The sequence below is a fragment of the Azospirillum sp. CT11-132 genome (assembly GCF_047302835.1).
Taxonomy (GTDB): Bacteria; Pseudomonadota; Alphaproteobacteria; order Azospirillales; family Azospirillaceae; genus Azospirillum.
This window is the reverse complement of the sequence record NZ_JBGLZA010000003.1, coordinates 972,712-986,110: the sequence shown is the minus strand read 5'-3', so window position 1 is coordinate 986,110 and position 13,399 is coordinate 972,712. Positions and strand designations below refer to the sequence as shown.

The 13,399-nt window shown below is 65.0% G+C and carries 14 protein-coding genes; 2 read left to right on the top strand and 12 right to left on the bottom strand.

Features of this window, described 5'->3' with window-relative positions; translation table 11 throughout:
* Nucleotides 1-645 (bottom strand): N-acetyltransferase family protein, encoded by a 645-nt coding sequence (locus ACCD06_RS10475; protein ID WP_413340505.1) that lies wholly within the window; start codon nucleotides 643-645, stop codon nucleotides 1-3.
* 390 nt (nucleotides 646-1,035) lie between these two features.
* On the opposite strand from ACCD06_RS10475, the gene ACCD06_RS10470 reads away from it, so the two are divergent.
* Nucleotides 1,036-1,206 carry a hypothetical protein gene (locus ACCD06_RS10470; protein ID WP_158282444.1) on the top strand — a complete coding sequence of 57 codons (171 nt, stop codon included), beginning with the start codon at nucleotides 1,036-1,038 and terminating at the stop codon, nucleotides 1,204-1,206.
* A gap of 99 nt (nucleotides 1,207-1,305) precedes the next feature.
* Here the strand turns inward: ACCD06_RS10470 and ACCD06_RS10465 are convergent, their stop codons facing one another.
* The 5 genes from ACCD06_RS10465 to ACCD06_RS10445 all read right to left on the bottom strand — a co-directional run bounded on the left by ACCD06_RS10465 (nucleotide 1,306) and on the right by ACCD06_RS10445 (nucleotide 5,758).
* Nucleotides 1,306-2,652 carry a protoglobin domain-containing protein gene (locus ACCD06_RS10465; protein WP_413340503.1) on the bottom strand — a complete coding sequence of 449 codons (1,347 nt, stop codon included), beginning with the start codon at nucleotides 2,650-2,652 and terminating at the stop codon, nucleotides 1,306-1,308.
* A 356-nt stretch (nucleotides 2,653-3,008) separates the two neighbouring features.
* Nucleotides 3,009-3,899 (bottom strand): RNA polymerase sigma factor RpoH, encoded by an 891-nt coding sequence (rpoH, locus tag ACCD06_RS10460; RefSeq protein ID WP_413340501.1) that lies wholly within the window; start codon nucleotides 3,897-3,899, stop codon nucleotides 3,009-3,011.
* Between the two features lie 727 nt (nucleotides 3,900-4,626).
* Entirely contained in the window at nucleotides 4,627-5,037 is a 411-nt protein-coding gene (locus tag ACCD06_RS10455) for a MucR family transcriptional regulator (protein WP_109152842.1), read from the bottom strand.
* 35 nt (nucleotides 5,038-5,072) lie between these two features.
* Nucleotides 5,073-5,348 (bottom strand): HU family DNA-binding protein, encoded by a 276-nt coding sequence (locus tag ACCD06_RS10450; RefSeq protein ID WP_012974184.1) that lies wholly within the window; start codon nucleotides 5,346-5,348, stop codon nucleotides 5,073-5,075.
* A 113-nt stretch (nucleotides 5,349-5,461) separates the two neighbouring features.
* Complete coding sequence (locus ACCD06_RS10445; RefSeq protein ID WP_136705683.1) at nucleotides 5,462-5,758, bottom strand: hypothetical protein; 297 nt, start codon at nucleotides 5,756-5,758, stop codon at nucleotides 5,462-5,464.
* 25 nt (nucleotides 5,759-5,783) lie between these two features.
* On the opposite strand from ACCD06_RS10445, the gene ACCD06_RS10440 reads away from it, so the two are divergent.
* Nucleotides 5,784-6,776, top strand: coding sequence for a TerC family protein (locus ACCD06_RS10440; protein WP_109155843.1), 993 nt, complete (start codon nucleotides 5,784-5,786; stop codon nucleotides 6,774-6,776).
* A gap of 51 nt (nucleotides 6,777-6,827) precedes the next feature.
* Here the strand turns inward: ACCD06_RS10440 and ACCD06_RS10435 are convergent, their stop codons facing one another.
* The 6 genes from ACCD06_RS10435 to ACCD06_RS10410 all read right to left on the bottom strand — a co-directional run bounded on the left by ACCD06_RS10435 (nucleotide 6,828) and on the right by ACCD06_RS10410 (nucleotide 13,303).
* The gene (locus ACCD06_RS10435) at nucleotides 6,828-7,286 is read right to left on the bottom strand and encodes a hypothetical protein (protein WP_136705682.1); all 459 of its coding nucleotides are present in this window, start codon (nucleotides 7,284-7,286) and stop codon (nucleotides 6,828-6,830) included.
* 1 nt (nucleotide 7,287) lies between these two features.
* A complete protein-coding gene (locus ACCD06_RS10430) occupies nucleotides 7,288-9,240 on the bottom strand; it encodes an acetoacetate--CoA ligase (RefSeq protein ID WP_109075389.1) in 1,953 nt (650 codons plus the stop codon).
* A gap of 244 nt (nucleotides 9,241-9,484) precedes the next feature.
* Nucleotides 9,485-10,084 (bottom strand): glycerol-3-phosphate 1-O-acyltransferase PlsY, encoded by a 600-nt coding sequence (gene plsY / locus ACCD06_RS10425; protein ID WP_109075390.1) that lies wholly within the window; start codon nucleotides 10,082-10,084, stop codon nucleotides 9,485-9,487.
* A 4-nt stretch (nucleotides 10,085-10,088) separates the two neighbouring features.
* Nucleotides 10,089-11,384 (bottom strand): dihydroorotase, encoded by a 1,296-nt coding sequence (locus ACCD06_RS10420; RefSeq protein ID WP_109075391.1) that lies wholly within the window; start codon nucleotides 11,382-11,384, stop codon nucleotides 10,089-10,091.
* Nucleotides 11,384-12,358, bottom strand: coding sequence for an aspartate carbamoyltransferase catalytic subunit (locus ACCD06_RS10415; RefSeq protein WP_085089487.1), 975 nt, complete (start codon nucleotides 12,356-12,358; stop codon nucleotides 11,384-11,386). The genes ACCD06_RS10420 and ACCD06_RS10415 overlap by 1 nt, the downstream gene beginning before the upstream one ends.
* Nucleotides 12,359-12,415: 57 nt before the next feature.
* Nucleotides 12,416-13,303, bottom strand: a complete 888-nt coding sequence (locus ACCD06_RS10410; protein ID WP_109075392.1) for a transcriptional regulator GcvA — start codon at nucleotides 13,301-13,303, stop codon at nucleotides 12,416-12,418.
* Nucleotides 13,304-13,399: the final 96 nt, after the last annotated feature.

The following is a 13,399-nucleotide window of genomic DNA, read 5'->3' as shown; positions in this document are numbered from 1 at the left end:
TTAGTCTCCCGCCAGTCGCAGGCAACGACCGTTGTCGGCACCCGCGGTGGCGGGATCAGCGCCTTCGGCCATTCGCTTGTGCAGAAGCCATTGATCGATGGCGACGCGGACCAGTCGTCCTTCGGGCGTGTGGTAGAGGAACTGGCCGCGTTCCCGGCCACAATGTTCGTATCCCAGCCGCTCATAAAAGGGCAGGACACCGGCATTGTCCCGGTCGACGCCTAATTCGGCATAGGGAACTGCGCGCTGGATCACCACCTGTTCGGCCTCCCGCACCAGCCGGCCGCCGATGCCGAGCCCCCGGAAGGGCTGGAACACCCGCAAAGCCCACAGCGTGGCCCGGCCACTCGGCCGCTTGCGCAGGAAGTCGATGCAGATTTGCCCGGCGGGGAAGCCGTTGACGTCGGCCAACAGCATGGAGCCGTCGCCGCGTTCCTGCAGACGGAAGGCGCCGGCTATGATCTCGCGATGGGGTGTGTGCAGGCCATACCACTCCAGGGTCGGCAAATCCTCCCGCCTTGCTGGACGGATCGTCAGTGGCAGCGCAAGGATGGTGCCGTTGCCGCCATTCTCTCCCGGCTCGGTGCCAAGACTGTCGTTGTTGGCCGTACCGTAAGGGCCGGTGCGGCGGTGTGCAGTTGCCATGATGCCGATGCCTCGCAGGTTCTTCCCCGCTGCATGCCGTCGATTGGACAGCGGCTTTCGGTGACAACCCTACACGGCACGCGGTCGTTCCCACGTGGTGCTGTCGGGATAAGGCTTTTGGACAGGCGGAGCAATCTCACGGACGTAGCAGAAGTATATAAAATTTTCGGATAAAACGGATACAAGTCAGTACAGGGAGGTGGTGTGATGAAGATTGAGGCTTTCGGATGAAGAGTGACCCATGAAATCGTCATGGGGTTGAATGACGGAAGTCTTATTGACGTGATATGGCAGGTGCTGATACCTCTTTTGAGCAGAGAGGTATTCTCTACCAGAGAGAGCACCTAAATAAATTTGCTAAAATGCACGAGACCGGGCGGGGGTGAAATCATGATGAGAATCGTCAATCTGGGGCGTACGGGTCTGTTCGTCGCGATGCGGGGCGGTGTTCTCACCAGCCTGGGCGGTCGCAGCCATTGGCGCAGCGCCGATGATGTTCGTCGTGCCGCTCAGGCCGAAAATATTCCGGTCAGCGATCTGGTCGTCCGCACGATGCCGTGAGCCGCCCTACGAGGGCGGATTGGATGGTTCACCGCATTCAAATGAAAAAGGCGCGTTCCGTGGAACGCGCCTTTTTCGTTGGCAGACCTGCGGACGGGATCAGCCGGCGCGGACACGGGCAAGGAAGCGTTCGACCTCTGTCCGCAGGGTGTTGGACTGACGCGACAGTTCGTTGGTAGCCTCCAGCACCTCGCGGGCCTCTTCTCCGGCGCTGTTGGCGGACGCATTCACCGCGACGATGGTCTCGCTGACCTCGCGGGTGCCGATCGAGGCCTGCTGGACGTTGCGGGCGATCTCGGTCGTGGCGGCACCCTGTTCCTCCATGGCGGTGGCGATGGAGGTGGAGATCTCGTTGATGCGGGCAATGGTGCCGGAGATGGAGCGGATGGCACCGACCGCTTCCTGGGTCGCGCCCTGGACGGCCCCGATCTGCGAGTTGATCTCTTCCGTCGCCTTGGCGGTCTGGTTGGCGAGGCTCTTCACTTCGCTCGCCACGACCGCGAATCCCTTGCCGGCCTCGCCGGCGCGCGCCGCCTCGATGGTGGCGTTCAACGCCAGCAGGTTGGTCTGGCTGGCGATGTCGTGGATGAGCTTCACCACCTGACCGATCCGGCTGGCGGCGTCGGCAAGCCCCTGCACCGTGGCATTGGTCCGTTCGGCTTCCGTCATCGCGGCATTGGCGATGGCGGCCGACTGGGTCACCTGATGGCTGATCTCGCCGATCGAGGCGGTCAGCTCCTCCGCCGCCGCGGCGACGGTCTGGATGTTGACGGACGCCTCCTCCGCGGCGGCGGCGACCTGGGTCGACTGCTCGCTCGTCGTTTCGGCGGTGCGGCTCATCGCCTGGGCGGTGCCCTGCAGCTGCTGGGCTGCGCTCGCCACCGCCTGGACCACGCCCTTCACCTCGCGTTCGAAGCTGTCGGCGGTGCTGCCCAGTTCCCGCGCTATGATCGCGGCGGTGTTCAGGTCGATATAGACCGAGGTGGCGAGGTCCATGTCCAGGAACACCGCCTTGTTGATGGCCTGGAGCAGCTGCGACAGCTTTTCCGGCTTCTTGCGGTGGATCTGGGCGGCCAGCTCGATCAGCTTGTTCAGGGTGAAGCAGTAGGCGCCGGTATACCAGCGCGGTTCGAGCCCGATGCGCTGGTGCGTCTGCCCGATCTTCAGGACCTGGCTGACATAGGCATCGTCGAAGGTGCCGGTGAAGACGTTGCGCAGCCAGTGCTGCTTCTGCAGATCGCGCGCCCGGCCGGTCACTGCCGGATTGACCAGCATCGGCGCCACCTGCGGCACCGAACGGAGATAGGCGTAGAATTCCTCGAGAATCTGATCGATGCGCTGCGCCAGATAGGGCTGGAACTCCCGCAGCGTTGCCTTCGTCGCCTCGTCGATGCGCAGGAAGGTGATGCGGTCAATGATCGATTGAGTCTGGGCAGCGTGCGACATGGAGCCCCTCTCCCATTTGAGATATAACTAGCGTACTAAGTATTGGAGAAAATGCAATCTTTCCCGCGAGCCGCACATCATGCGCAAGCATTCGCATCTTTGAACCGGTCACTTTGTCGCACAACATCCAGAAGCAGCAATAGGCGCAATATACGACAACCGACTGAGACTCGGCGATAGCCTGTCCGCGCAAGAAAATGCCGGCGGGCCAAGGGCGCCGCCGGCTTGAAGGTGACAGGTCTGGAGGCAACTGGCGGGCTGAATGCCCGCGGCAACGATGCGGTGGCCGGCCGGCTGGCCGGCTCCGCAAGATCCCCGTCCGGCATCGCGTCCGCCGGACGGGGTAATCGGATGGGTCAGGCCACCATTGGCGTGGCCGGACGACGCAGGGCCTGCGCGGCGCTGAGCACGGCCTTCTGGAGCTTTTCGAAGGCTCGCACCTCGATCTGGCGTACCCGTTCGCGCGAAACCGAGAACTGCTGGCTCAGCGCTTCCAGCGTGGACGGATCGTCCTTCAGGCGGCGTTCGAACAGGATGCGGCGTTCACGGGCATCCAGCCGGTCCAGTGCCTGCCCGACCAGACGGCGGCGCAGCGCCAGTTCGTCGGCATCGGCCAGCATGGTGTCCTGGGTGGGGCGGTCATCGGCCAGCAGTTCCAGCCAGTTGGTCTCGCCGTCGGTCGACAGGGTGGCGTCAAGCGAGCTGTCGTTGGCGGCCAGACGGCGGTTCATCTCCACCACCTCGGTCTCCGGAACATCCAGTTCGGCGGCGATGGTGGCCACGGTCTCCGGCGACAGGTCGCCCTGTTCCAACTCGGCCATCTGGCTTTTCAGGCGGCGCAGGTTGAAGAACAGCTTCTTCTGCGCGGCGGTGGTGCCCATTTTCACCAGCGACCAGCTGTGCAGAATGTATTCCTGGATCGCGGCGCGGATCCACCAGGTGGCGTAGGTGGCGAAGCGGAAACCGCGCTGCGGATCGAATTTCTGGGCCGCCTGCATCAGGCCGACATTGCCTTCGGCGACCAGATCGACCAGCGGCAGGCCGTAACCGCCGAAGCCGCGGGCGATCTTGATGACGAGGCGGAGGTGGCTGCCCACGAGTTGTTCCAGGGCCTGCGGGCTTCCGCGCTCCCGCCAGGCGGTGGCAAGGTCGCGTTCGACGTCCGGCGCAAGGATGGGGAAGCGCTTGGACTCCTCGATGTAGCGGGTCAGGCTGGCGTTTTCACCGGTCAGCAGTTTCTTCAGCACGCGAATGCCTCCTCTCCAACGCTTCCTGGGACGGCCGATTTTCGAAGGCCGGCCCATGTCGGGGCCCATGGCGGGGTCGCCTTAGAGGCGATTGTCCATCGGCGGACGCAGGAATATCGTCCGTCGCTTCGGCTCTGGCTGGTTCTGGTTTGTTGTGGGGTTCTATTTTGCCCGGTGTCTCAAGGAACTGCGTCCTTTCGACAATGTTAATGTGGCCGCGGAAATGCGGCGGATCAACCCTGTAAAGGGCGTGTTCCGGGTGTTTTTCGGCGTATACCCAAGCTCTTCTTCCACCCGCACCGGCAGTCTGGGGGAGGAGGCAATCCTATGACCCAAGACCTTCGGCAAGGTGCCTTTCGGGCGGGTGTCACCCTTCCGATCGGTCTGCATCGTTCCGGGCGGGCCGCCCTTTAGATGCCACCGACAGGCCGCAGCCGCGAAGTGGATCGGCGGCAGGTCGGCCACCGGTCAACCGACATAGCGGGAGGCGACTATGCCTCTGCGGCAAGGAAGGTGATAGGACCGCACACGGCCCATGAACCCTACCGGAACCCTAGATGGGAAGGCCGAGGCGCTTCGCTACCTGAACATTGGTCATAGGCCGTTAAACGGGAACGGGGTAGCCCGCGGGATGGCGCCCTGGGCAGACCGGTGATTAGGGGGGCGGAAAAAGAAAAAGGCGCGCCCTTGGGGACGCGCCTCTCTCGACAGCGGTGGGCGTAAGCCGTTATTCGGCCGCAGCACGCTTGCGGCCAAGCCCGAGCTTGGTCGCCATTTCTGAACGCGCCTTGGCGTAATTCGGGGCGACCATCGGGTATTCCGGCGGCAGGCCCCACTTGGCGCGATATTCGTCCGGCGTCATGTCATAGACGGTCTTCAGATGCCGCTTCAGCATCTTCAGCTTCTTCCCGTCTTCCAGGCAGACGATGAATTCCGGCGTGACCGACTTCTTGATCGCGACCGCCGGAACCAGTTCGGCCTTGGCCGGGGCCGGCTTGTCGTCGCCCAGATTGCGGAAGGCCACCTGGACGCTGTTGATCAGCGTGGGCAGATCCTGAACCGGCACCGAGTTGTTGCCGACATAGGCGGCGACGACCTTGGCGGTCAGCGATTGCAATTCGGTTTGATCGATGGACATGGCTGCGCTCCCCCTGGGACGTGGTTGCGGGTGGATCAGCCGTTCACCAGATCGCGCAGCTGCTTGGCCGGCTTGAACTTCGGAGCCTTGGAAGCGGCGATCGCCACGACTTCGCCGGTGCGCGGGTTGCGGCCTTCACGGGCGGCGCGCTCGGCCACCTCGAAGATGCCGAATCCGGCCAGCCGCACATCTTCGCCGCGGCCCAGCGCGCCGGAGATGCCCTCGAACACAGCCTGAACGACCTTGGCCGCGTCGGCCTTCTTGATGCCGGCGTTGGTGGCGACGGTTTCGATCAGCTCGGCCTGGTTCATGCAAAACTCCATTTGTTCGGTTTGGTTTCGGTTTTTCGGAGTTATTGGCAGAACGGCACCATCCGCACAAGAGCGAACACAGATTGGGCAACCATCGGTGTTTTTCTTGCCGGTCATTTCTTCGCCATCTGTGGCGGCATTGCATCAAGCGCCGAGTCCCGATGCCATTCCCGCCCATCCAGCCGCAGTTTTCCGCAGTGCGGCCGGCATTCCGACGCTGCCGGCGGTGCGACTCGCAAAGGCCAGGGAAAGACGCCGTGCGATGTTTTTGCTTTCGCTGCCTTGTCGCTGTTTGCCGCCATCTTGACCTGCGGCGCGGTGACACCATCTGCGAGGAAGTTCGGATCCGGGCCCCTCTGACGGCCGAGGCGTCGGTCGTGATGTCGGAACCGCTTGATCTCACCGCTCACGCAGCGTCATCAAGTGGGTTTTGCGATGGACGGTTTGTTTGCAACGATTTTCCTGGAATTTCTGGGAAAGCCGGTTTGGATTTGGCTCGTTTTCGTTGGGATTGTCCTGACGCTTCTGGTTCTGGACTTGGGCGTTCTCAACCGGCGCGACCATGTCATCGGCGTCGGTGAAAGCCTGAAGCTTTCCGCCTTCTACATCGCGGTCGCCTTGCTGTTCGGCGGCTGGGTCTGGTGGTCGATGGGCGGCGAGGCCGGGTTGCAGTACTACACGGGCTTCTTCGTCGAAAAGAGCCTGTCACTGGACAATGTCTTCGTCATATCGCTGATCTTCAGTTATTTCGCCGTGCCCCGCGAGTTGCAGCACCGCGTGCTGTTCTGGGGCATCCTGGGCGTCATCGTGCTGCGTGGCCTGATGATCGGCGCCGGCGCCGCTCTGGTGTCGGAATTCCACTGGATCCTCTACGTCTTCGGCGCCTTCCTGCTGCTGACCGGCATCAAGATGCTGTTCGCGAAGGACGAGGAAACCGACATCGGCGAGAATGCCATCCTGCGGTTCCTGAAGCGTCGCATCCGCGTCACCGACCGCTTCCACGGCCACCACTTCATCGTCAAGCAGCCGGTGGGCGACAGCGGCGTGATGCGCTGGACGGCCACGCCGTTGCTGCTGGCGCTGATCATGGTGGAGCTGGCCGATCTGGTCTTCGCGGTCGACAGCGTGCCGGCGATCTTCGCCATCACCACCGACCCGTATCTGGTCTACACCAGCAACATCTTCGCCATCCTGGGCCTACGCGCGCTGTACTTTGCCCTGGCGGCGATGGTCCACCGCTTCCGCTATCTGAAATACGCGTTGGCGCTGGTGCTGGTGTTCATCGGCGGCAAGATTTTCTACACGCAAGTCTTCGGCAAGCCCGACCCGCTGATCGCGCTGGGCGTCACCTTTGCCCTGATCGCCGGCGGCGTGGTGGTGTCGCTGTGGAGGACCAGCCGCGAGACCAAGGCGGCGGCTGCCGAGTAAACGGTTTTGTTGAAATGGGGGCGGCGCGCAAGTGCCGCCCCTTGGTCATGTTCAGAATCCCAGCCTCGCCAGTTCGGCGATGCTGTCCGCCGCATTGCGGTGGAGGATGAAACGGCCACCGGCCGCCTCCCACGGGTCGCGGGCCTTCTCGCGGTCATCGACCAGGATGGCGCCGGGACTGGCGTAGCGGGCCTTGTCGCGGGCCATGCAGGTGATGACCGGCACCTCGGCCCCCAGCATGCGGGCAACCCAGCGCTTCTTCTGCTCCGGCGCCCAACTGCCCAGCGGCAGGCCGGTCAGGATGGTCGGCCGGTGCGGCGCGCAGAAAGCCCAAAGCTCCTGCGCGTCATGCATGAAGTCCAGCGTGCCGAAAAAGTCGGCGTGGCGGGACAAGGCCCGCCACATCTCCTTCATCGGCAGCTGTTCCGGCCGCTTGCCGGTGACCGCGACGACGCCGCGGTCGAAATCGGCAAGCACGCCGTCGAGGTCGAGGAACAGCGGCGACGCCACCTCACGCCCCGCTCAGTTCCGTCCGCTCGCGGAATTCGTCCAGCGCCTGCGGGTTGGACAGCGCCTCCGTATTCTTGATCGGACGGCCGTGGACGGCGTCGCGCACCGCCAGCTCGGTGATCTTGCCGGAGCGGGTGCGCGGGATGTCGGTGACTTGGACGATCTTCGCCGGAACATGGCGGGGGGAACAGTTGTCCTTGATCCGCTTGCGGATGGTGCCGGCGAGAGCCTCGTCCAGCTTCAGCCCCTCGCGCAGGACGACGAACAGCACGACGCGCACGTCGCCGTCCCATTCCTGGCCGATGCAGACCGCCTCCATGATTTCCGGAAGCTGTTCGACCTGGCGGTAGATCTCCGCCGTGCCGATGCGCACGCCGCCGGGGTTAAGCACCGCGTCCGACCGGCCATAGATCACCCAGCCGCCATGCTCGGTCTGTTCGATGAAATCGCCATGGACCCAGACATTGGGGAAGCGGTCGAAATAGGCGGAGCGGTATTTCGACCCGTCCGGATCGGCCCAGAAGCCGATCGGCATGATGGGGAAGGGGCGGGTGCAGACCAGTTCGCCCTTCTCGCCGCGCACGGCGTGGCCGTTGTCGTCGAACGCCTCCACCGCCATGCCGAGGCCGCGCGTCTGGATCTCGCCCTTCCACACAGGGGAGATCGGGTTGCCCAGCACGAAGCAGGACATGATATCGGTGCCGCCGCTGATGGAAGCGAGATGGACATCCTGCTTGATCGAGCGGTAGACGAACTCGAAATTCTCCGGCATCAGCGGCGAGCCGGTGGAGGCCAGGGCGCGGACGCTGGCCAGTGAATGGGTCTTCATCGGCTCCAGCCCCGACTTCTCCAGCGACTGGATGAATTTGGCCGAGGTGCCGAACAGCGTGATCCGCTCCGCATCGGCATAGTCGAACAGGATGTTGCCGGTGGGCGCGAAGGGCGAGCCGTCATAGAGAACCAGCGTCGTGCCGCTGGCCAGCCCGGTCACCAGCCAGTTCCACATCATCCAGCCGCAGGTGGTGAAGTAGAACAGCCGGTCACCGCGCTTCAGGTCGCAATGCAGCCGGTGCTCCTTCACATGCTGAAGGATGGTGCCACCGGTGCCATGGACGATGCATTTCGGCTTTCCGGTGGTGCCGGACGAATAGAGGATGAACAGCGGATGGTCGAAGGCGACGCGCTCGAAGGTCGGCTCGGCCACCGGATGGGGTGCCATGAAGTCGTGGAAGCCGACGGCGCCGGGGATCGTCGACAGGTCGGGCGCCTTGTCGACGTAGGGAATGATGACGGTGGCGACGACGGTCGGCAGATCCTTCAGCACCTCCGCCACCTTGGCACGCACGTCGTGGCTCTTGCCGTTATACCAATAGGCGTCGGGGGCGAAGACCACCTTCGGCTCGATCTGGCCGAAGCGGTCGGTGATGCCCTGGATGCCGAAATCGGGGGAGCAGGAGGACCAGACCGCGCCGAGGCTGGTGGTGGCGATCATCGCCGCCAGCGTTTCCGGCATGTTCGGCATGATGGCGGCGACGCGGTCGCCCTTGCCGACGCCCTTGGCCTTCAGCGCCTGCTGCAGGCGGGAGACGGTGGCCTTCAGTTCCGCCCCGCTCCAGCGGTACTTCACCTTGTCCTCGCCCCAGAAGACGACCGCATTGTCGTCCGGTGCGCCGGCCAGCAGATTCTCGGCATAGCTGAGGCGGGCTTCCGGGAACCAGCGGGCACCCGGCATCTTGTCGCCGTCCAGCAGATCGACGCTGCCAAGGTCGCCGGTCAGCCCGGCCCATTCCCACAGGAAGCGCCAGAACCGCTCCTTCTCCGCGATCGACCAGTTGTAGAGCGCGTCGTAATCGTCCAGCCGCAGTCCGAATCGCGCATTCGCCGCCTCGCGGAAAGCGGTCAGGTTGGCCTGCGCGATGCGCTCCTCACTCGGGCTCCACAGCGGAGTGTCCATTCTCGGTTCCCTCAGCGTCTCGTTGTCCGCCGGCGCCAGCCGCCGGCTCACCTGCCGGGTTGCTTGTTCGTGCCCCGGATTGCCGTGCAGCATAGCGCATGGCCGCACCGGTTGTCTGCGTCCGGGTGGGCGAAATCGGATAGTGAGGACGAGGGAACTCTAACAAAATCAGAGGACTGCAAACGAAAAGGGCGGGGAGTTGCCTCCCCGCCGCCCGTTCGGTCCGCCTCTTCGATCTGCCCGCTCAGGCAGCCTTCTTCTTGCCTGCGCCGATCTTCGGCTCCTCGCCTTTCAGCAGGCGCCGGATGTTTGCCTCGTGGCGGATGAAGACCAGCGCCGCGATGAACAGGCAGAGGCCGCCGACCAGCGGCCCACCAAAATACCAGCCGGTCAGCGGGCTGATGCCCAGCGCCGTCAGCGCCGACAGCGACGAGATGCGGAACAGCGCCGCCATCACCAGCCAGGTCAGACAGGCCAGCAGCCCAACCGGCCAAGACACAGCAAGCAGAACGCCGATCGCCGTGGCGACGCCCTTGCCGCCCTTGAAGCCCAGCCACACCGGGAAGCTGTGGCCCAGCATGGCGCCGCCGGCGGCCAGCACCGCCGCTTCCGGTCCGGCCAGCCACTGCGCCAGCAACGCGGCGATGGCACCCTTGCCGCTGTCGAGCAGCAGGGTGGCGAGCGCCAACGGCTTGTTGCCGGTGCGCAGCACGTTGGTGGCGCCGATGTTGCCGGAGCCGATCTGGCGGATGTCGCCCAGACCGGCCATCCGGGTCAACACCAGCCCGAAGGGAATCGAGCCCAGCAGGTAGCCCAGCAGGGCGGCGAACAGGAGGATCGGCACCGGATCAGTCCTCCGCCTGCCAGACGGTGCGGCCGTCGACGATGGTGCGCAGCGGCCGGCCCTGGACCGGGCGATTCTCGAAGGGCGAGTTCTTCGACTTCGACTTGAAGCGGGTGACGTCGATCTGCCACGGCACGTCGGGATCGAAGACGACCAGATCGGCCGGCCCGCCCTTGACGATGCGGCCCACGGCCAAGTCGAGGATCGCCGCCGGGTTGGCGGTGACGCAGGCGAGAGCCTTCAGAAGCGGCATCTTGCCCTTGTGCACCAGTTCCAGCGTCAGCGGGAACAGCGTCTCCAGCCCGATCACGCCGGGGGCGGCCTGGGCGAAGGGCAGGCGCTTCTGGTCCTGATCCTGCGGCACATGGTCGGACGCGATGGCGTCGATGGTGCCGTCGGCCAATCCCTCGACGATGGCGCGCCGGTCCATCTCGCCGCGCAGCGGCGGGGAGACCTTGGCATAGGTGCGGTAGTCGCCGACGTCGGTCTCGGTCAGGGCGAAATAATGCGGAGCGGTGTCGCAGGTCACCTTCTGCCCGCGCGCCTTGGCGCGGCGGATCAGGTCGACCGATTCACCGGTGCTGATGTGGGCGAAATGCAGGCGCCCGCCGGTCAATTCGGCCAGCCGCAGGTCGCGCTCGATCATGATGATCTCGGCTTCGCGCGGGATGCCGACGAGGCCGAGGCGGGTCGCGATCTCGCCCGAATTCATCATGCCGCCGGATGCCAGCGACGGCTCTTCCGGATGCTGGACGATCAGCTTGCCGAAGGTCTTGGCGTAGCTGAGCGCCCGGCGCATGGTCTTGGCGCTGGCGATGGCCTTTGTGCCGTCGGTGAAGGCGACCGCACCGGCCTGACCCAGCAGGCCCATCTCGGTGATCTCGTTGCCTTCGGTGCCGCGGGTGGCGGAGCCGTAGGCGAAGACCTTGACCAGCTTCACCTCGCGGGCGCGCCGCGCGATGAACTCCAGCCCGGCGACCTCGTCCAGCACCGGGTCGGTGTTGGGCAGCAGCGCCATGGCGGTGATGCCGCCGGCCGCCGCGGCGCGGGACGCGCTCTTGATCGTGTCCTTCTCTTCCTCGCCCGGTTCGCCGATCAGCACCCGCATGTCGACGAGACCGGGGGCGAGGCACTGGCCGGCGAGGTCGATGACCTCCGCACCCTCGGGCGTGGAGTCGTTGAACAGGCCGGGACCGAAATCGGCGATGGTCTCGCCGTCGATCAGCAGGTCGCCGCGCTGGTCCAGGCCCGTCGCCGGGTCGAGCAGGCGGGCGTTGCGGTAGACGATACGGCTGCTCATCAGACGGCTCCCGCAAGGTCGGACTGGCGGCGTTCACGGGTCAGCAGGTCGAGCACGGCCATGCGCACGGCCACGCCCAGCTCCACCTGATCGAGGATCATCGAGCGCTTGAGGTCGTCGGCGACTTCCGAGTCGATCTCGACGCCGCGGTTCATCGGCCCCGGATGCATGATGACCGCGTCGGGCTTCGCCACCTCCAGCTTCTCGTAATCGAGGCCGTAGAAGTAGAAGTATTCGCGGGTCGAGGGGACATACTGGCCGCTCATCCGCTCGGTCTGCAGGCGCAGCATCATCACAACGTCGGCGTCGCGCAGGCCGGTCTTCATCGAATGATGGACCTCCACGCCCAGCCGTTCGATCTGCGACGGCAGCAGGGTCGGCGGCGCCACGCAGCGCACCCGGGCGCCCATGGCGTTGAGCAGGTGGATGTTGGAGCGCGCGACGCGGCTGTGCAGGATGTCGCCGCAGATCGCCACGATCAGCCCATCCAGCCGGCCGAGACGGCGGCGGATCGCCAGCGCGTCGAGCAGGGCCTGGGTCGGGTGTTCGTGATGGCCGTCGCCGGCATTGATGACGGAGCAGTTGACCTTGTCGGCCAGCAGCTTCACCGCGCCCGAATCGGCGTGGCGCACCACCAGCGCGTCCAGGTGCATGGCGTTCAGCGTCATCGCCGTGTCGATCAGGGTCTCGCCCTTCTTCACCGAACTGCTGTCGGTCGACATGTTGATGACGTCGGCCCCCAGCCGCTTTCCGGCCAGCTCGAAGCTGGTGCGGGTGCGGGTGGAGTTCTCGAAGAACAGGTTCACCTGCGTGCGGCCGTCCAACAGGTTGGACTTCTTCACGGGGCGGCGGTTCTGCTCGACATAGCCATCGGCAAGGTCGAGGATCTGGGTGATCTCGCCGGCCCGCAGCCCCTCGATTCCGAGGAGATGGCGGTGCGGGAAGACCGTGTCGGGGGACGGGTTCGCGCTCATGGGCGCGGACTATAGGAGCGGTCCGTTACGCCCGCAAGCCGCTCAATACGGCGCTTTTCAGACCGCTTCCGCCTCTTCGAACAACCAGTCGTGGAAGGCCTTCACCTTGGGCCGGGAAAAGTAATGCTGCGGCGCCACGACATAGTAGGCGAGGCTCCCAGGCAGCCGCACTTCGAACAGGCGGACCAGCCGGCCGGCCGCGATGTCGTCGGCCACCAGCACGCCACGGGCCAGTGCGATGCCGTGGCCGTTGATCGCAGCCTGCAGGGTGAAGGACGAGTCGTCGAATCGCAGGCCGCGGTCGGTATCCACCCCCTCGATCCCCGCCGCCCGGCACCACACCGCCCAGGAGATGTTGTAGTCGTCGTGCAGCAGCGTGTGGTGCCGCAGATCCTCCGGATTGACCAGCGGCCGGTCGCCGGCCAGCAGCGATGGGTGACCGACCGGGAAGATGTCCTCGGTCAGCAGCCGTTCGACCCGCAAATCCGGCCACAGGCCATTGCCGAAGCGGATCGCCAGATCGACGTCGTGGCGGGCGAAGTCCACCACCTGTGAGGTGCTGTGGACCCGCACATCCATTTCCGGATGGCGCTTCTGGAAACGCACCAGCCTCGGCACCAGCCATTTCGACGCGAAGCTGGGCATGGTGGAAATGGTCAGCGTGCCGCTGCTGTCGGCGCGGATCAGGCGGTCGGTCGCCTGGGACAGCGTGTCCATCGCCTCGCGTACCGGCGGCAGGTAGTTCTGCCCGGCCTCGGTCAGCGCCAGCGCCCGGTTCATTCGGCGAAACAGCGGTAATCCGAGCCACTCCTCCAGCGCCTTGATCTGGTGGCTGACGGCGGCCTGCGTCACATGCAGCTCGTCAGCGGCTTTTGTGAAGGAAAGATGGCGTGCGGCGGCTTCGAAGGCGCGCAGCGCGTTCAGCGGGGGCAGGCGGCGGGACATGGCGGGGGAGGGACCAGCGGCTGGATTCGGATTAGCTTAGCTAATCGATTCTATGAGAAAGCGTCGTTTGTCGGCAAGCGGTCTCTGTACCATCCT

Coding starts and splice junctions, on each gene's coding strand:
- ACCD06_RS10475 (WP_413340505.1), bottom strand. CDS start 645: ATGGCAACTGCACACCGCCGCACCGGCCCTTACGGTACGGCCAACAAC.
- ACCD06_RS10470 (WP_158282444.1), top strand. CDS start 1,036: ATGATGAGAATCGTCAATCTGGGGCGTACGGGTCTGTTCGTCGCGATG.
- ACCD06_RS10465 (WP_413340503.1), bottom strand. CDS start 2,652: ATGTCGCACGCTGCCCAGACTCAATCGATCATTGACCGCATCACCTTC.
- ACCD06_RS10455 (WP_109152842.1), bottom strand. CDS start 5,037: ATGTCCATCGATCAAACCGAATTGCAATCGCTGACCGCCAAGGTCGTC.
- ACCD06_RS10450 (WP_012974184.1), bottom strand. CDS start 5,348: ATGAACCAGGCCGAGCTGATCGAAACCGTCGCCACCAACGCCGGCATC.
- ACCD06_RS10440 (WP_109155843.1), top strand. CDS start 5,784: ATGGACGGTTTGTTTGCAACGATTTTCCTGGAATTTCTGGGAAAGCCG.
- ACCD06_RS10430 (WP_109075389.1), bottom strand. CDS start 9,240: ATGGACACTCCGCTGTGGAGCCCGAGTGAGGAGCGCATCGCGCAGGCC.
- ACCD06_RS10420 (WP_109075391.1), bottom strand. CDS start 11,384: ATGAGCAGCCGTATCGTCTACCGCAACGCCCGCCTGCTCGACCCGGCG.
- ACCD06_RS10415 (WP_085089487.1), bottom strand. CDS start 12,358: ATGAGCGCGAACCCGTCCCCCGACACGGTCTTCCCGCACCGCCATCTC.
- ACCD06_RS10410 (WP_109075392.1), bottom strand. CDS start 13,303: ATGTCCCGCCGCCTGCCCCCGCTGAACGCGCTGCGCGCCTTCGAAGCC.